Here is a 16,842-nt window from a genome sequence, read left to right as displayed (position 1 = left end):
AAAAATGATTACCCTTAAACCTACTGTATTCATTTGTTATGCAACAGGAATAAAGCTCTGTAAATGTGACTTGTACAATATCATAAAAATTTGAACAAAAATAATATTCTACTCCTTCGCGCGAGCCAGTATCCAGGAATGCAGGGTTTCCAGGGCGGCGGGCGAGATGACGGGGCGGGGCTGGCCGTTCAGCAGCGGCCACTCGGTGGTAGGCGCCTGAAACAGATGGTTGGCACCTTCGATTTTCCGGGCTGTCACGCGCGGGTTGCCTTTCAGGCTTTTCGCCAGAATATCAAGGTTAGTCTGCGCTTCCACCATATCGTCGGCGGTGCCGTGCAGCAGCAGTATCGCGCCTCTGGCCTTGTCCAGCTCGTCGCGCGGGTCAAACCGGAGGTAGTAGCGAAACCAGGGCGACGTGAGGCGGGCGGCGGCGGCCTGCACGGCTTCCGGCGGCAGCGCGGGCGCATCCTGCCGCACCATGTTGGCCACGATGACCTGCGCCTGGGCCGTGTTGGCGGTGTTGGCAATGATGTCGAGCATGGTGCGGCGACGCTTGCGCTGGGCCTCAAGGCGCTTGTTGTCTTCCACGCGCTGCCGGATGCGCTGCTGCTCCAGAAACGTGGCCACCTGAGCCGCATTGGAGCCGGAAGCGCGCAGCTTGTCGGCCTGGCGCTGGGCCTGCAGGCGGGCCTGCTCCTGCCGCCGCGCCAGACTCAGCAGCGTCGTATCGGGGGTGCCGGCGCGCAGCAGCAACGACGGGCGCTGCCGGGTCAGCAGCTCCTGGCCCGGCAGCCCGGCCGCCGCCAGCGTCACGACGAAGTTTGGCGGCAGCGGCTGGGTGGCGGCCAGCAGCGCCACATTGCCGCCCTCACCGTGCCCGATCAGGCCGATATGCGCAATGTCGAGCAGCGGGCGGGTGCGCAGAAACGCCAGGGCGGCCTGGGCGTCGCGCATCCGGTCTTCGGTGGTGACTTTCGTCGAGTCGCCGCCCGATTTGCCGACTCCTCTGTCATCGAGCCGCAGCACAGCCACCCCGCGGCGGGTGAGGTAGTCGGCCAGACTGCCGAACAGGGCAAAGTCGCCGTAGTGGGCGTCGCGGGTGTGCGTATCCTGGTCAGAAACCAGCACCACGGCCGGAAAAGGGCCTTCGCCGGCCGGCACAGTAAGCGTGCCCGCCAGCCGCAGGTGGTCCGTAACGCTGGGCACCGATACTTCTTCTACGCGGTAAGGCGGCGGAAACTTAAACGTCTTGGGGGCCGCAGTAGTGGCCGGCGGCACCAACAGCAGCGTGAGCGGCGTAGCGTAGCCAGGCTGCTGCCAGATACCCAGCAGCTGTTGGCCATCGGGGGTGCGGTGGCCCACGAAACGGCAGCCGGCCTGCTCGGCCTCGAAAATGAGCGTATCGGCGCGGGGCGTCACGGTCATGGGCTCCCGGGTTACGCGCTGCATGGGCACGTCCAGCACCGCGAAACGGTTGCCATCGGCTAGCTCCGTTACCGTAATCATAAGCGGAAGACTGCCGCCGGGTACTGTGAGGGCCCCTTTCCACTGGCCTTCCAGCGAGTGGCGGCCGACAGCCGGCGTTTGGGCGCGGGCGGCACTGCCGCACAGCAGCACCAGCCACAGCAAACTGCTCCGCAGCAGGGCAGAACTCAACTTATTCATAACAACTGATGTGCAGAAGACGGAACCTGCCGGCAGACAAAACGCTGGCGGCGCAGATCGGGGCTGCAAGAACGGCGGATACCGGGCAGGTTGAGGCAGCAATTGGCCCGGCAGCCGGAAACTGTCGCTGAACCCGTTGCTTCACCCGCTCAATAAGTTGGCTTAGGGCAGCAACACCCGGTCGATGACGTGCACGATGCCGTTGGTGCACTGCACATCGGGAATCACCATGCCGGCCGCCGAGGCATTGCCGGTGCCTTTCACGGTCAGGGTGCCTTCGGTGAAAGCGCCGAGCATGAGCTGGCCGCCGCCGGCCGTTGTCACGCGGGCATTTTCGGGCAGCTCGGAAGTAAACTGGCTACCGGGCACCACGTGGTTCAGCAGCACAGCCGTGACGGTGGCCTGGGGCAGCTTGCGAATGTCGGCCGGCACGTCCAGAGCTACGCCCAGGTCGGTGCCCAGGTTTTTGAATGCCTGATCGGTGGGCGCAAACACGGTGAACTGCGGGCTGCCGGGTGAAGCCGTCAGGACGCCCTGCAGGTTGCAGTAGAGCACGGCTTCCACCAGAAAGCTCAACTCAGGCCTGGTAAACACCTGCGCGTCTTTCAGCGCCACCGCCGACTGCACAATGTCGGACCCGGTAGCCAGCAGCACCTTGTCGATGGCGTGGACGGTGCCGTTGGAAGCCTGTACATCGGTAGCCAGAATCTTCGAGCCATTGACGTAAGTGCTGCTGCCCCGGCGGATGATGCGGCGCCCCGGGCCCAGCGCCGAAGGCGACACCAGCCCGGGCTGCAGGGCACTGCCCGCCAGCGTGCCGCCCGTGACGTGGTAGAAAAGCGTGGCCGTCAGGAAGGGTTTCTGCAGGGCCAGCAGGTCGGCGGCGGAAGTGAGGCCCAGCCGGGCAAAGGCCGCGTTGGTGGGCGCAAAAACGGTGTAGTTGCCTTCGGGGTCATTGGGGTTCTTATTGGACAGAATGTCGACCACTTCGCCCCGGATGGCAGCGTCTTCCAAAATCTGGAAATCCGGATTGGCAACGGCAATGCCGGCAATAGTGGGGTCCAACTCTTCATTTTTCTGGCAACCGACCAGTAACAGGGTGCCACAGACGAGGCTGCACAGCCAGGCGGGTAAGGATTTTTTCATGTACAAACGGTGTGTAAAGCGGTAGTAGAGCAAGGTTCCAGGGAAGAACCGGCGTAGAAACGAAAATAAAATCAGTTCGGATTTACCCCCGATTAAATCCAATGCTACTGAGTAGTTCGTAGTTAGCGCCCGGACGGATTCCCAAATTCAAACCATGAGCCCTGCGCCCTGTTCTTGCACAATTTCCCGAATCTCCCGACCCGACCAGCTTCTTCAATTACTGCCCTTTTATGCAACACACCTACCGCTTTCTGTTGACTTTTTTGCTCACAAGCCTGGGCGGAGCACACGCCGGCCTCGCCCAGAGTCTGGTGAGCGGCTTTCTGCCGGGCAAGGGCCATGGCTCCTTCGTGATTTCCGGCACCGAGGAACGCTACCAGACCGTGTACCTGGCACCCGGCAAAATCAACCGGGTGCCCATCTTCGACCGGGTGCAGGTCAGCTCGCTGAACCTGTATGGCAGCTACGGCCTCACCGACAAGCTGGAAGCCGTTATCAGCCTGCCCTACATTCAGTCGCGGGGCTTCGCCGACGAGAAGGTGCTGCGCGACCAGAACTACGTGAACAAGCGCGCTGGCCTGCAGGACATTACGCTGCTGCTGAAAGCCAAGCTGTTTTCCAAGGAAGTCGGGACGAGCGTGGTGGATGTGCTGGGCGTGGTGAGCGGCAGCATCCCCTTCAGCGACTACAAGTCGGATACGGGCCTGGGCTACATCATTGCCATCGGCAACGGTTCCCGCAAGATTTCGGGGCAGGGCGTAGTGCACCTGAAAACCATTTCGGGCGTGTTTTTCACGGGCCAGGCCGGCTATAGCCTGCGCGACAACAGCGCCCCCAACGCCTTCGTAGCCGAAACCAAAATCGGCTATGCCGGCCCCAAGCTCTACATCGATGCGCTGGCCTCCTTCCAGAAGTCAGACAAAAGCGGCACCGATATTCTGCAGCCGGGCTTCACGGGCTTCTTCCCGGCTACCCGCGTCGATTACGTGCGCCTGGGCATCAGCGCGTTCCGGCCGCTGGCCAAGGGCTTCGGCCTGACGGTGGGCGCTACCACGTATGTGGCCGGCCGCAACCTGGGCAAATCAACGGGCCTGTCGGGCGGGGTGGCCTACAATTTCTAGGTTGCGCTGTTTACGCAAAAAAGGCCTACCGCAACTTGCGGTGGGCCTTTTTTGCGTGGTCTTGTTTGGTCGCCTACCCGACTACCAACTCCGTGAACGTGGCGCTGATGCTGATGGCCGGCAAGGTCAGGCCGGATTCGAGCGTTACGTCCTGAACGTCGGTGGGCTGGCCGTCGGTGCTGTAGGCTGTGGCCGCGAAGGGCAGGCCATGCACCACCACGCGGTAGCGCGCGAAGCTGGGCTGATAGTCGCCTTCGATGGTTTGCTGCAGCAGCAGGCCCTTTTCGGTGCCCGTCACGGTGAAGCGGCGGGTAGTTTGCTGGCCGCTCTGGTAGCCGTAGCCTTCGCCGCCGTCGTCGTAGAGCACGCTGCTTTCCTGGCCGGCTTTGAAGTAGACGTGCAGCGTCACTTCCTCAATCACCTTCTCGCCCACGTACTGCTGCACCGGGTAAAACGGAATAACGGCCCCGGCGCGCACGAACAGCGGAATCCGGTCGAGGCCGGCGGCGGCCCACACCTCGGCGCCGCCCGCGCGGGCTTCGTCGGTCCAGTAGTAGAACCAGTCGCCGCGGGGCAGGTACATCCAGCGGCCATCGGCGCCGGCCTGCGTGATGGGGCACACCAGCAGATGGTCGCCGAGGCCGAATTCAGCCATGCGCAGGTAGGTTTCGGTATCGGTCTGGTCGAGGAACGTGAGCGGGCGCAGCATGGGCGTGCCCTGCGTGGCGTACTGCCAGAACGTGGTGTACATGTAGGGCAGCAGCTGGTAGCGCAGCTCAATGAAGCGCTTGGCCAGCTCGGCGGCCGGCTCCCCGAAGCTCCAGGGCTCCTGGTCGCCGTGGTCGCCGGAAGAGTGCGTCCGGAAGAACGGATGGAACGCGCCCAGTGCCACCCAGCGCACATACAACTCGGCATCGGGCGTATCTATAAAGCCGCCGATATCAGAGCCCACGAAGCTGAAGCCCGAGATGCTGAGGCGCTGGCACTGGATGTTGGCCAGCCACAGGTGCTCCCAGGAAGCAATATTGTCGCCGGTCCAGGCGGAGGAGAACCGCTGGCCGCCGGCGTAGGTGCTGCGCGTGATGGTGAAGGGCCGGTTGGGGTAGGCAAAGCGCTTTACGCCCTCATTGGTGGCGCGGGCCATCTGCATGCCATAGATGTTGTGGGCCTTGCGGTGCGAAGCCGGGTGGCCGTCGTAGCCGAAGCGCACATCATCGGGGAAGGTGCCTTTCTCGAACACGGCCGGCTCGTTCATGTCGTTCCACACGCCCTTCACCCCGATGTCCTCGACCAGCTCCTTGAACAGGCCGGCCCACCACTCGCGCACGTCGGGGCGGGTGTAGTCGGGGAAGTTGCAGAGGCCGGGCCACACCGAGCCTTTCATCAGCGGCCCGTCGGCGCGGCGGCAGAAGTAGTCCTTTTCCAGTCCTTCGGTGAAGACCCGGTAATTGGGGTCTATCTTGATACCAGGGTCGATGATGACGATGGTCTTGAAGCCGTCCTCGGCCAGCTCCTGCACCATGCGCTTGGGCTCGGGGAAGTGCGTCGGGCTCCAGGTGAAGCAGCGGTACCCGTCCATGTAGTCGATGTCGAGGTACAGGGCGTCGCAGGGAATCTGCCGGTCGCGGAAGCCTTGGGCAATTTCCTTGACGTTGCTTTCGGGGAAGTAGCTCCATTTGCACTGGTGGTAGCCCAGGGCCCACAGCGGCGGCAGCTCGGGCGGGCTCGTGAGGCGCGTGTATTCCTGCGTGACTTCCAGCAGCGAGGGGCCGTAGATGAAGTAGTAGTTCATCTCGCCGCCCTGCGCCCAGAAGCTGGTGACGTCGGCCCGCTCGGCGGCAAAGTCGAAGGAGGCTTTGAACGTGTTGTCGAAGAACACGCCGTGGGCAATGCGCTGCTGTAGCTCCAGGTAGAACGGAATGTTCTTGTAGAGCGGGTCGGTGCCCTTCACGTAGCCGTAGGTATCGGAGCCCCAGTTGGTGAAGCGCTTGCCCCGCAGGTTCATGTTGTCGGGCTTGTCGCCGAGGCCGTAGTAGCACACGCCGCCCTGCACGCCCTTGCTCATCTTCACGATGTCGTTGCCCGAGTCGTAGTCGTACTCCCAGTGGAAGCCTTTCTCGTCCTGCAGCAGCGTGTTGCCGGACCTATCGAGCACGCGGGTTTTCAGGCCGTCTTTGGCCACGGTACAGATCAGGCGGTCGGTGGTGATGCGGAAGTGGTCAGGCCGCTCCCGAAACTCCAGGAACTCGGGCGCGGTGCGGGCCGGCACGCCACTCGGGAAGGCGTAGCTGAAATCGGGAGCGAAGCCGGTTTCGGTGGCGTAGCGGAACCGTAAAATTTTGTCGGAAATGACTTCGAGGCGCAGCTGCGCGCCGTTGTCACAGCGGAAAACAAAATCGGAGCCTTCCTGCTGGCTGGCGACCAGCTTACCGGGGAAAAACTCCTGCCTGGCTTTGGCAGCCAGGTCGTTCACCATATAGTTGTTTTCCTGAATGGTAGCGTCGTTCATGGGAAGCAGTAGTCGGGGCGAAACGAGCCGGACAAAAAAAAACCGGCAGCGCCGGAAAAAGCTTTCGTTAAGCCTGCGAAGGTAAAAACGAATCCCGCGAATTTTGCCTAACATTGACCATAGATTACCCAAAACCGCCTTTACGACCTCAATAATGCGGTTTTCTCTTTACCCGTCTGCCTATGACTACTGCTCCGCTTAAGGTGCTGCTGCTGAGCTGGGATTCCCCGGCGCCTTCTTCGGAGGCTTCCGCTGTTCCGGTTACCACTTCCGGCCTGGTTTCGGCCCTGGCTCCTTACGCCGACCTGACCCTGCTGCTACCGCACCTCCCGGAGCCGATGCACCTGTCTGCGCTGGTGCAGGCTACCAGCCTCGGGGACCTGACGGCGGCCGAGCTGGCCCTGACGACTACCGAAAACCCCGTTTCGCGCCTGGAGCACCGGGAGTCGCCGGCGGCGCCCTATCTGGGCGCTACGGTGCCCGGCGGTTTCGGCGGCCCTGCTGTTGCCCCGGTTGCGCCAGCCGCGCCTTATATGGGCAGTTCGGCGGCTATGCCGCCCTTCTACCCGGAAGCCGCGCCGGCCGTTTTGGAGGAGCCTGCTGCCCCGGAAGCAGCTCAGATTTCGGCTACACTTGAGGATGAAACTGCTGCTGCGGAGCCGGCGGCACCGGAAGCGCAGGACCTTAGCCAACCCACCGCCGACCTGCCGTCTGACACAGCCTCGGAAGAGGCAGCCGCAACGCCTGCTCCGGCCACAGCCGAGGAGTTCCCTCTGCCCACCATTCGGCAGGCGGTGCTGGACGTGGCCCTGACGGCGCTGCGGAGCGAACCGACCGATGAGGCCGGCTTAAACTTTAAAGTCATTCAGTACGCCCGCTTTGCCACCCGTTTGGTTGCCACTCAGGATTTTGCCGTCATCTATGCCTCCGACTGGCAGTCGTGGCTGGCGGGTATGGAAATCCGGCAGCTGACGGGCAAGCCGCTGGTGCTGCACGTGCATAGCCTGGCCCAGGACCGCACCTCCGCCGCCGACCGGGGCTGGATTGTAGAGCTGGAACGCATGGCCCTGCGCCGCGCCGACCTGGTTCTGACTTCTTCCGCCGCGCTGGCGATGCGCGTGCTGGAGCTGCACGAGCTACCGCCCCAGCGGGTGCGGCGGCTTTCCTCTTCCGATACCCAACACCCGGACCGGCTGGCCGATGCTATTCTGGTGGCGCTGCGGGAAGTGGCCCCCGGCCGGGCCTAAGCGCTATGGCCGCCGAGGAATTTACATTTGACGCCGAATTGCAGACGCACCCGCGCGGCGGCAGCTTCTGCCTGGTTCCGGCCGCCGTTACGGCGGCGCTGGGTACTCGGGGGCAGCTACGGGTGCGCGGCACCCTGAACGGCTACCCGTTCAGCTCCAGCATGGCCCCTATGGGCGGCGGGCAGCATGCGCTGCTGGTTCATAAAGCCACCCGCGAAACGTTAGGCCTTGTGCCCGGCGGCACGGTACATGTCACATTGGCCCAAGACATTGCCGAGCGGGTCGTAGCGGTTCCGCAGGAGCTGGCAGCCGCCTGAGCTGGCACTCCCGCCGCAGAGGCTACCTTTGCAGCGCTGGCCTACACGCACCGCAAGGAATTTGCGACCTGGGTTGCGCAGGCGAAACGGTCCGAAACCCGCACCCGCCGCGTAGCCAAGGCCGTAGAAATGCTACTGGCCGGCCAGAAAATCAGCTGAAGCGCCCGGTAGCGGAGCGGCCCGGCTTTACTCTTCATTGCTATGTCTGATTCTCAGGAACAGGTTTTTGACGCCGATTTGGAGCTGCACCCCACGGATGGCGGCGTATTTCTCTTTGTACCCTTCAGCGTGCCGGAAGTGTTCGGGCAGCGCGGCCAGGTGCACGTGCGCGGCACCCTCGACGGGTTTCCGTTCCGCCTGCCGCTCACCCTCGACGAAGATGGGCACCACGTGCTGACCGTCAATAAGCAGCTGCGCAACACCATCGGCAAAACCTGGGGCATGCCCGTGCACGTCACGATGATGCCCGACACCGACGAGCCCGGCTTCACCCTGCCCGACGACCTGGCCCGTGCCCTCGACCGGGCCGGCCTGCGCGCCCGGTTCGACCAGCTGGCCTACCCCCACCGCCGCGAATACGTGCAGTGGGTGGAGCGCGCCAAAAAGCCCGAAGCCCGTCAGCGCCGCATCGGCGACGTGCTGGAAGGTGCCCAGTCCGGCCACAAGCTGAAGTAGGCTACCTCCTATTCCCAAACACTAGAACTCCCGTCCCGCCATTTGCTGGCAGGACGGGAGTTGCTTTGTAGCCAAAACCCGCCGTTAGCCCACGCGCTTCAGCACCAGGGCCGTGCGGTTCGTGACGTAGAGGCTGAGCTTATCGATGCCTTCTTCCACGAAGGTGGCGTAGGTCAGGGAGGTATCTACGCGGTTGTGGCCGCCAAACTCGGCCGCATCGGTGCTGAGCAGGATGCAGTAGCGGCCGGAGTGCGGCACAAAGAAGTGGTAGTCGGGAATGCTGCGGCTGACGTGGAAGTTGAAGACGAACACCAGCGGCCCACGCTCAAAAATGAGCACCTGATTGGCGGCGTCGATGTTGAGCTGGTGCGCGGCCGGATACGCCAGCAGATGCTGCTTGCGGGCCAGCTGCAGCTGCGCCCTATCAAAAGCCAGCAGTTGCTGAAACTTCAGGTCGGGGTTGTCGGCGAGGCTCCACTGCCGGCGCGCAAAATGGTAGCTCCAACTGTTGCCTTCCCGCGGAAAATCTACCCATTCGGGGTGCCCGAACTCATTGCCGATAAAGTTCAGATAGGCCTCACCGCCCAGGCTCAGCGTCAGCAGCCGGATCATCTTGTGCAAAGCCACGCCCCGCTCCGCAATGGGGCTGGGGTCGTGCTGGTGCATGTTTTCGTAGATGGCCTTGTCGAACAGCCAGTGCGCAAGGGTTTTGTCGCCGACCAGCGCCTGGTCGTGGCTTTCGGCGTAGGCCACGGTTTTCTCGCCGGCGCGGCGGTTCGTGAGCGTGTGCCAGAGCTCGTGCAGGTTCCAGTTTTCGTCGCGGGTGTGCTTGAGCAGCTTGATCCAGTAATCCGGAATGCCCATGCCCAGCCGGTAGTCGAACCCGATGCCGCCCTCCCGGATAGGCCGGCACAGGCCGGGCAGGCCGCTCATGTCTTCGGCAATCAGCAACGCGCCTTTCTTGAGCTCGTGCACCAGCATGGTAGCCAGCTGCAGATACAGAATGGCCTCCTCATCGGCGTCGGGCCCGAAATACTGCTCGTAGGAACTGAACGCCACTCCCTCGCCGTGGTGCAGATAGAGCATGCTCGTGACGCCATCGAAGCGGAAACCATCAAAATGAAACTCCTCCAGCCAGTAGCGCAGGTTGCTGAGCAGGAAGCGCTGCACCTCGGGCTTGCCGTAGTCGAAGAGCTTGGAATCCCAGCCGGGGTGGTAGCCGCGCGCGCCTTTGTGGAAGTATTGCCCGCCGGACCCGTCGAAATCGGCCAGTCCTTCGGCTTCGTTTTTCACGGCATGGGAGTGCACCACGTCCAGCAGCACGGCCAGCCCGCGCTGGTGCGCTTCATTGACCAGGTATTTTAGGTCTTCGGGTGAGCCAAAGCGGGAGCTGACGGCAAAGAAATTGGCCACGTGGTAGCCGAACGAGCCGTAGTACGGATGCTCCATCACGGCCATCAGTTGCACGCAATTATAGCCGCCGGCCTGGATGCGGGGCAATACGTGGTCGGCAAACTCGCGGTAGGTGCCCACCCGGCCTTCCTCGGTGGCCATGCCCACGTGCGCCTCATAAATCAGCGGCTCCTTCACGTAGTTGTGCACCCGGAATTTCTGGTCGGTCCAGACAAACGGCGTTTCGGGACGCCAGATCTGCCCGGCAAAATCGTGGGTGTGCTCGTCCTGCAGGGCGCGGCGCAGCGTGGCAGGCAGCCGGTCGTGGGAGCCGCGGGCGGTGTGCACGTGCACTTTGTAGCGGCTGCCGTGCACGAGCCGCTCCCGGTATTCGCGGTCGGGCAGAAACACCTGCCAGACGCCATCGGGCTGCTGCTGCAGCGGCGTAGCCTGCCGGTCCCAGCCGTTGAAGTCGCCGATAAGAAACAGCGCCTCCGCCGCCGGCGCCCACTCGCGGTACCAGAAGCCGCGCCGCCGGGAGTCGTAGCTGAGGCCCATCTGCTGATGCGCGGTAGCAAACTTGGTGAGTGAGCCATATTGCTGCTCTATTTCTTCTACCCGCGCCTGCAGCCGCTCCAGGCGGCGCCGTAGTATCGGTTCGTAGGGCATCAGCCACGGGTCTTGCTGCACCAGGGGCAAATGCGGCGTTTTCAGAGCAGGAATGAGCTTTTCAGGAGGCATGGCGCTACGGTTGTTTTCGGGCTAAAGCTACAGATGTAACGGGAAGCGGAGCCGGATGGATAGCCTCGGCTTGTGTTACCTTGCTCTTCTTATGCAAAGCTCTTTCTATCCGCTGGCGCTGCTGGCCCTGCTTTCCTGTACTTCCGGGCCGCCCCAGGCTACTTCTGCCGCCGCTCCCACGCAGGCCGCCAGCCGAGTTCCGGCAGCCGCGCCCGTCGTCACCGCGAAGGCCATGGTGGTGGCGGCGCACCCCGAGGCCACGCGGGTGGGCGTGGAAATTCTGCGCCGGGGCGGCAATGCCTACGATGCGGCCGTAGCCGTGCAGTTTGCGCTGGCTGTGGTGCTGCCGGTGGCCGGCAATATCGGGGGCGGCGGCTTTGTGCTCTACCGCGGCGCCAACGGCTCGGAGGGGGCGCTGGATTTCCGCGAAACGGCCCCCGCCTCCGCCACCCGCGACATGTACCTGAATGCGCAGGGCAACATCATCCCGAATCTGAGCACGCTGGGCCACCGCGCGGCCGGGGTGCCGGGCACCGTGGCCGGCATGGTAGAGCTGCACCAGAAGCTGGGCAAACTGCCGTGGAAAGAGCTGGTGCAGCCGGCCGTGGACCTGGCCACCACCGGGGTGCGCCTCACGCCCAAGGAGGCCGCCGGCCTGAACAACAGCCGGGAAGCTTTTGCCAAGGTAAACCCCTACAACGCGTATCTGCGGCCGGCTCTGTGGAAGGAAGGCGAGCTGATGAAGCTGCCGGAGCTGGCCGCCACGCTCACCCGCATCCGGGACCTGGGCCGCGCCGGTTTCTACGAAGGGCAAACCGCCGACTTTATCATGACAGAAATGCAGCGCGGCCGGGGCCTTATCACCAGAGCCGACCTGGCAGGCTACCAGCCGAAGTGGCGCACGCCGCTGCACGGCACCTACCGGGGCCACGAGGTGCTGGCGTTTCCGCCGCCCAGCTCCGGCGGCGTGGCCCTGCTGCAAATGCTGCAAATGCTGGAGCCCTACAATCTGCGCGCCGCCGGCTGGCACTCGCCGCAGGCCGTGCACTGGATTACGGAAGCCCAGCGCCGCGTATACGCCGACCGCGCCACCTACCTCGGCGACCCGGATTTCGGGAAGGTACCGGTAGCGCAGCTGCTCGACTCCGGCTACAACCGGCAGCGCATGGCCTCTACCCTGCCGCGCCGCGTCACCCCCAGCGCCCAGGTAGCTGCCGGCGCTGGTTTGCCCGGCTACGAAACCGACCAGACGACCCATTACAACATTGTGGATGCGGCCGGCAACGCCGTGAGCTGTACCACCACACTCAACGGCGCCTATGGCAGCAAGCTGGTAGTGGCCGGAGCCGGCTTTCTGCTCAACAATGAGATGGACGATTTCAGCAGTAAGCCCGGCGCGCCCAACTCCTACGGGCTGGTGGGCGGCACGGCCAACGCCATTGCGCCCGGCAAGCGCATGCTGTCCTCGATGACGCCAACCATCTTCACCAAAAACGGCAAGCTGGCGCTGGTAGTCGGCACGCCGGGCGGCAGCACCATTATCACCAGCGTGCTGCAGGCCAGCCTCAACGTACTCGACTATGGTATGAACGCCCAGCAGGCCGTGGCGGCCCCGCGCCTGCACCACCAGTGGCTGCCCGACCAGATTGATGTGGAAGCCGGGGCCCTGCGGCCCACCGCTGAAAGTACCCTCCGGGCACGCGGCTACACTCTGAAGCCGCGCAGTGCCTGGGGCCGCGTAGAGCTAATCCGGGTGCTGCCCGATAGCCGGCTGGAAGGCGGCGCCGACCCGCGCGGCGACGACACCGCCGGCGGCTATTAGGCCGTAGCAAGCCCGCAAGCGCAAGTTCTACTGAGAACGACAAACGCTTACGGGCAGATAGTGGCTACGACATTTTCAGGTTGCCGGCGGCCGTAACGAGCGTCTGGCCCAGGTGGCGCAGCTGGTCGCCGGTGCCGTCGTGGAGGTTGCGGGCCATCAGGGACGTATGCTCGCCGAGGCGCTGCAGCGAGGCAGCCATATTGGGCCGGTCGTCGTTCTGCACGAAGCCGCGCAGCTCCCGCAGCTCATTCTGAATACCCGCCAGCGCCGAGCCGCCCAGCCCGTCGAGGGCCTGAATCCAGTTGTCGATGGAGGTGATGCCCGCATCTGCGGGGTGCTTTTCGGGGTGGTCGAAGGCGTCGTAGATGCCCTGGATAGTGTCTTCGATACGTGCGGCGTGATTCATGGCGCAGAAAGGTTAGGGAGTGGAAGAAACTGCTACCCCGGCTGTACGCCGCCCAGGCGGCGGGCGTTGCGGCGCAACTCAATGCCGGCACTCGGGGGTTGAGCGTATGGGCCGGCCCGGGCACGGCCGTATCTTGGCCACCGAAAGCCCTTACCGCCATTTTCTGCCATGCCCGCACCCTTCCGTCGCGCTCTGCCTCTGCTGCTCCTACTACCGCTGGCTGCCCCCGCCTATGGGCAGCGCACCGAAACCGGGCCACCGATGCAGGACCCGTTTCAGCGGCCGGAGGCAGTGCCCGTTAGCATTGGCAACTACCAGGCACACAGCTACCAGAGCGGCATTCTTACCGTCCGGAGCACCGATGGCGGCAGCCTGCGCGTGCGCCCCTGGGCCGAGGGAGTGGTCCGGGTAGAGTACTTTCCGGCCGGCACGCCCGTCAGGGAAATTCCGTCCATGAGTATAGTGCAGGCGCCGGCGAAGTGGTTTGCGCCGGGCCGGCACCACGAAGGCCCGGAGGCTGGCATGCCGAAATCTGCCTCCAGAGCCTTTGCCGAAGGATATGTGCGGGCTACCCCGGCGGCGCTGGAATGGCCCGTTTCCGCCACGGTTACGGTCGTCATCGACAAAAATCCGTTGCGCGTTAGCTACCGGCGCCACAACGAAACCCTGCTCCGCGAAGCAGGCGGCGTGTTTCAGCGGCTCACCAACGAAAGCAGCGGACCGGGCGGCACGGGCGTCTCGTTTCGGCTGCAGCCCGATGAGCACCTGTACGGCACCGGTTCCCGCGCCCTGCCCCTCGACCGGCGCGGCCGCCGCCTCACGCTCTACAACGAAGCGCACTACGGCTACCAGAACGGCGAGCCGACCCTGAACGTGAGCCTGCCCACGGTGGTCAGCAGCCGCGGCTACATGCTGTTCTTCGACCACATGGCCGCCGGCACCCTGGACCTGGGCGCCGCCAAGCCTGATGTGCTGGAATACAGCAACGAAGACCTGCTCAACCTGGGCTATTTCCTGATTACGGGCGACTCCTACGCCGAAATCTTGAGCCGCTACACCGCCCTCACCGGCCGGCAGCCCCTGCCGCCCCGTTGGGGCCTGGGCCTGATTCAGAGCCGGTTCGGCTACAAGTCGGACGCGGAAATGGAGCAGGTAGCGGCCCGCATGCGCCGCGAGAATTTCCCGCTCGATGCGCTGGTGCTGGACCTGTACTGGTTTGGCGGAACCCGGCAGCAGGGCAACTTCAGCTGGGACTACGCCAACTTCCGGCAGCCCCTGCGCATGATGCGCCGCCTCGATTCGGTGGGCGTGAAAACCCTGCTCATTTCGGAGCCCTACGTGATGCGCACTTCCCGCCACGATGCCGAAGTGCGCGCCCTGGGCCTGGTCGGAACGCACCCCGATGGCTCGGCATACACCGTGGAGTCGTTCTGGGCCGGGCCGGCCACCATCCTCGACATGGACAAACCGGCCACCCGCGACTGGCTCTGGAACCACTACCGCCGCCGCAAGGCCGAAGGCGTGGCCGGCTGGTGGAGCGACCTGGGCGAGCCCGAAAACCACCCCACCGACATGCGCCACCAGCTGGGCGGCACCCGGCAGGTGCACAACGGGCTGGGGCAGGCCTGGGCTGGCATTCTGCAGGAAAACTACACCCGCGAGTTTCCCGAGGAGCGCCTGTTCAACCTGGCCCGCTCGGGCTGGGCCGGCATGCAGCGCAACTCCGTGTTTCCGTGGTCCGGCGACATCAACCGCTCGTGGTCGGGCTACCGGGCGCAGGTGCCTATCATGCTGGGCATGGGTATGGGCGGCGTGGGCTACATGCACTCCGATGCCGGCGGCTTCTGCGTGGGCCCCACCGACCCAGAGCTGTACACGCGCTGGCTGCAGATGGCCAGCCTCGGCCCCATTCTGCGCCCCCACGGGGAGGGTGTGCCGCCCGAGCCTTACTGGTGGCCGGAGCCCTACAAGAGCATTGTGCGCCGCTACACGCACCTGCGCTACGAGCTGCTGCCGTATCTGTACTCGCTGGCCTGGGAAAACAACCAAACCGGCGCGCCGCTGGCCCGCCCGATGCACTTCGGTACCACCTATGTTTTGCCGGAAGCAGTAGAAGCCACGCAGCTCTCCGCGCAGGAAGGCGCCGCCGGCTTCACCGCTACGGATGCTGCCTGGCACGACTCGCCCTTCAACTGGAACTGGAACTCTACTGCCTCCAGCCACTGGGGCAGCGAAAAGCTGCTGGCCCGCAAGCAGCGCGAGTTTGCCGCCGAGCGGGTTCCGGCCCTGGCTAACGTCAACGACCAGTACCTGCTGGGGCCCAGCCTGCTGGTGGCGCCGGTGCTGCAGCCCGGCCAGCGCCGCCGCAACGTGGTGCTGCCGGCCGGCAGCTGGGTTGAGTTCGACACCAACCAGACCTACGCCGGCTCCCGGACCGTGGGGCTGGCCGCGCCGCTGGCCCGGCTGCCGCTGCTGGTGCGCGCCGGCGCTTTCCTGCCCATGACGCCCTACGTACCCAGCACCGCCTACTACCGCTCCGACAGCCTGCGCCTGCGCTACTACGCCGACCCTGCGGCGGGCCGCACCAGCTTCACGCTCTACGATGACGACGGCAAATCGGCCCTGACGCAACGGACCGGGGCATTTGAGCTCATTGCGTTCAGCGGCAGCACCACCCGTACCCAGGCCGATATTCGCATCGTGCCGGGCGGGCAGGGCTACGAAGGCGCGCCGGCCTGGCGGAGCGTAGAGCTGCTGATTCCGCGCGTAGCCGCTGCCCCCTCCGCCGTGCTCATCAACAACGAAACCGTGCCGGCTACTGAGTGGCAGTATGATGCGGCCGGCACGCTGCGCCTGCATTTTCTGCTGGAGCGCCGGCCCGTCACGGTATCGGTGCGGGGGCTGCGCCTGAACACGGCCCCAACTGCTGCCTTGCCCGAAACCGTGACCCTGGAAGCGCCCGACAACCGCACTTTCAGCGGGCCGGTGGCGCTGCCCTATACCCTGCATGCCGCGGGCCGGCCTGGCATCCTGCGGATTGTTGATGCTACCGGCCGCGTGGTGCGCACCCTCACGCCAGCGGCCACGGAAGCTGGTTCGCACACCATTATCTGGCACGCCGATGATGCGCAGGGCCGCCCCGTGGCGGGTGGTGTCTATTGGGCCGAATTGGCCGGCCAGCGCCAACGGCTGGTGCTGATGCAGTAGTCTGTTTTTATTGGCAGCGGCGGCCCGATATTTCCCTGAGAAGCAGCAATGCATCCCTCCTACACCAGCAGTCCTTTCCGGTTCCCGTATGAAACAGAAGCTCCGCGAATGGCTGCGCCGCTACCTGCCCGCCGAACTGCTGTCGGTGGTGGCAACGCTGGCTGCCGCTGCCCTGGCGCTACAGGCCACGAACAGTGGCCTGCAGGCGGCGCTGGCGGGCACCTGGGCCGGCAATGTGGCGTATTTCGGGTGGCTACTAGGGCAGGATATACGGCTGGCCCGCCGGACGTTGCGCGCCCAGAACCGCCGGTACACGCTCCGCACTTTCGGGCGCAATGTGCAGGCACTGGCCGTGGAGTTTGGCCTGGCCGAAATAGCCGACAGCTTCCTGATTCGGCCGGCGCTGCTGTACTATATGCCGCGCTGGCTGGGCAACTTTGCGGGGGGAATTCTGGCGGCCAAGCTGCTGGCCGACGTTACGTTCTACGTGCCGGCCATTATCAGCTACGAGCTCAGCAAAAACCGCCTCCGCAACTTCGATAAGCCCTAAAACCAGCGGAGCGCCCAGCAGGCCTAACCCGGACCGCCTGCGCG

At 64.4% G+C, this 16,842-nt stretch carries 12 protein-coding genes and 1 pseudogene; 8 read left to right on the top strand and 5 right to left on the bottom strand.

The window, feature by feature from the left end:
* Nucleotides 1-108: 108 nt before the first annotated feature.
* The gene (locus BUE15_RS09390; RefSeq protein ID WP_073283652.1) at nucleotides 109-1,665 is read right to left on the bottom strand and encodes an alpha/beta hydrolase family protein; all 1,557 of its coding nucleotides are present in this window, start codon (nucleotides 1,663-1,665) and stop codon (nucleotides 109-111) included.
* Nucleotides 1,666-1,827: 162 nt separating this feature from the next.
* Complete coding sequence (locus tag BUE15_RS09385; RefSeq protein WP_073283805.1) at nucleotides 1,828-2,811, bottom strand: fasciclin domain-containing protein; 984 nt, start codon at nucleotides 2,809-2,811, stop codon at nucleotides 1,828-1,830.
* Between the two features lie 230 nt (nucleotides 2,812-3,041).
* Here BUE15_RS09385 and BUE15_RS09380 point away from each other — a divergent pair, with 230 nt between their 5' ends.
* A complete protein-coding gene (locus BUE15_RS09380; protein WP_084548941.1) occupies nucleotides 3,042-3,932 on the top strand; it encodes a hypothetical protein in 891 nt (296 codons plus the stop codon).
* Between the two features lie 73 nt (nucleotides 3,933-4,005).
* On the opposite strand, the gene BUE15_RS09375 is transcribed toward BUE15_RS09380, so the two are convergent.
* The gene (locus tag BUE15_RS09375) at nucleotides 4,006-6,441 is read right to left on the bottom strand and encodes a glycoside hydrolase family 31 protein (RefSeq protein ID WP_244535925.1); all 2,436 of its coding nucleotides are present in this window, start codon (nucleotides 6,439-6,441) and stop codon (nucleotides 4,006-4,008) included.
* A 182-nt stretch (nucleotides 6,442-6,623) separates the two neighbouring features.
* Between BUE15_RS09375 and BUE15_RS09370 the strand changes: the two genes are divergently transcribed.
* From BUE15_RS09370 to BUE15_RS09360, 4 genes and pseudogenes are all read left to right on the top strand, one after another.
* Nucleotides 6,624-7,688, top strand: coding sequence for a glycosyltransferase (locus BUE15_RS09370; protein ID WP_073283649.1), 1,065 nt, complete (start codon nucleotides 6,624-6,626; stop codon nucleotides 7,686-7,688).
* 5 nt (nucleotides 7,689-7,693) lie between these two features.
* Nucleotides 7,694-8,005, top strand: a complete 312-nt coding sequence (locus BUE15_RS22185; protein WP_211617617.1) for a DUF1905 domain-containing protein — start codon at nucleotides 7,694-7,696, stop codon at nucleotides 8,003-8,005.
* An 18-nt stretch (nucleotides 8,006-8,023) separates the two neighbouring features.
* Nucleotides 8,024-8,164 (top strand): annotated as a pseudogene (locus BUE15_RS22625) (YdeI/OmpD-associated family protein); the annotation flags it as partial.
* Nucleotides 8,165-8,206: 42 nt separating this feature from the next.
* Nucleotides 8,207-8,680: a YdeI/OmpD-associated family protein gene (locus tag BUE15_RS09360; RefSeq protein ID WP_073283646.1), complete on the top strand. Its 474-nt coding sequence runs from the start codon at nucleotides 8,207-8,209 to the stop codon at nucleotides 8,678-8,680.
* A gap of 84 nt (nucleotides 8,681-8,764) precedes the next feature.
* Here the strand turns inward: BUE15_RS09360 and BUE15_RS09355 are convergent, their stop codons facing one another.
* The gene (locus tag BUE15_RS09355; RefSeq protein ID WP_073283643.1) at nucleotides 8,765-10,813 is read right to left on the bottom strand and encodes an alpha amylase C-terminal domain-containing protein; all 2,049 of its coding nucleotides are present in this window, start codon (nucleotides 10,811-10,813) and stop codon (nucleotides 8,765-8,767) included.
* Nucleotides 10,814-10,904: 91 nt separating this feature from the next.
* On the opposite strand from BUE15_RS09355, the gene ggt reads away from it, so the two are divergent.
* Complete coding sequence (ggt, locus tag BUE15_RS09350) at nucleotides 10,905-12,635, top strand: gamma-glutamyltransferase (RefSeq protein WP_073283640.1); 1,731 nt, start codon at nucleotides 10,905-10,907, stop codon at nucleotides 12,633-12,635.
* A 64-nt stretch (nucleotides 12,636-12,699) separates the two neighbouring features.
* On the opposite strand, the gene BUE15_RS09345 is transcribed toward ggt, so the two are convergent.
* On the bottom strand, nucleotides 12,700-13,041 hold the full coding sequence (locus BUE15_RS09345) for a hypothetical protein (protein WP_073283638.1): 342 nt from the start codon (nucleotides 13,039-13,041) through the stop codon (nucleotides 12,700-12,702).
* A gap of 168 nt (nucleotides 13,042-13,209) precedes the next feature.
* Between BUE15_RS09345 and BUE15_RS09340 the strand changes: the two genes are divergently transcribed.
* Nucleotides 13,210-16,248, top strand: coding sequence for a TIM-barrel domain-containing protein (locus BUE15_RS09340; RefSeq protein WP_073283635.1), 3,039 nt, complete (start codon nucleotides 13,210-13,212; stop codon nucleotides 16,246-16,248).
* An 88-nt stretch (nucleotides 16,249-16,336) separates the two neighbouring features.
* Nucleotides 16,337-16,798 carry a hypothetical protein gene (locus BUE15_RS09335; RefSeq protein ID WP_073283632.1) on the top strand — a complete coding sequence of 154 codons (462 nt, stop codon included), beginning with the start codon at nucleotides 16,337-16,339 and terminating at the stop codon, nucleotides 16,796-16,798.
* The last annotated feature ends 44 nt before the right edge of the window (nucleotides 16,799-16,842 follow it).

This window comes from Hymenobacter psychrotolerans DSM 18569 (assembly GCF_900142395.1).
GTDB lineage: Bacteria > Bacteroidota > Bacteroidia > Cytophagales > Hymenobacteraceae > Hymenobacter > Hymenobacter psychrotolerans.
The sequence above is the reverse complement of the archived record's forward strand: the minus strand, read 5'-3'. Positions and strand labels throughout refer to the sequence as shown.

Bases quoted from the DNA above. Each gene is read 5' to 3' on its own strand.
- BUE15_RS09390 (WP_073283652.1), bottom strand. From the start codon at position 1,665: ATGAATAAGTTGAGTTCTGCCCTGCTGCGGAGCAGTTTGCTGTGGCTG.
- BUE15_RS09385 (WP_073283805.1), bottom strand. From the start codon at position 2,811: ATGAAAAAATCCTTACCCGCCTGGCTGTGCAGCCTCGTCTGTGGCACC.
- BUE15_RS09380 (WP_084548941.1), top strand. From the start codon at position 3,042: ATGCAACACACCTACCGCTTTCTGTTGACTTTTTTGCTCACAAGCCTG.
- BUE15_RS09375 (WP_244535925.1), bottom strand. From the start codon at position 6,441: ATGAACGACGCTACCATTCAGGAAAACAACTATATGGTGAACGACCTG.
- BUE15_RS09370 (WP_073283649.1), top strand. From the start codon at position 6,624: ATGACTACTGCTCCGCTTAAGGTGCTGCTGCTGAGCTGGGATTCCCCG.
- BUE15_RS22185 (WP_211617617.1), top strand. From the start codon at position 7,694: ATGGCCGCCGAGGAATTTACATTTGACGCCGAATTGCAGACGCACCCG.
- BUE15_RS09360 (WP_073283646.1), top strand. From the start codon at position 8,207: ATGTCTGATTCTCAGGAACAGGTTTTTGACGCCGATTTGGAGCTGCAC.
- BUE15_RS09355 (WP_073283643.1), bottom strand. From the start codon at position 10,813: ATGCCTCCTGAAAAGCTCATTCCTGCTCTGAAAACGCCGCATTTGCCC.
- ggt (WP_073283640.1), top strand. From the start codon at position 10,905: ATGCAAAGCTCTTTCTATCCGCTGGCGCTGCTGGCCCTGCTTTCCTGT.
- BUE15_RS09345 (WP_073283638.1), bottom strand. From the start codon at position 13,041: ATGAATCACGCCGCACGTATCGAAGACACTATCCAGGGCATCTACGAC.
- BUE15_RS09340 (WP_073283635.1), top strand. From the start codon at position 13,210: ATGCCCGCACCCTTCCGTCGCGCTCTGCCTCTGCTGCTCCTACTACCG.
- BUE15_RS09335 (WP_073283632.1), top strand. From the start codon at position 16,337: ATGAAACAGAAGCTCCGCGAATGGCTGCGCCGCTACCTGCCCGCCGAA.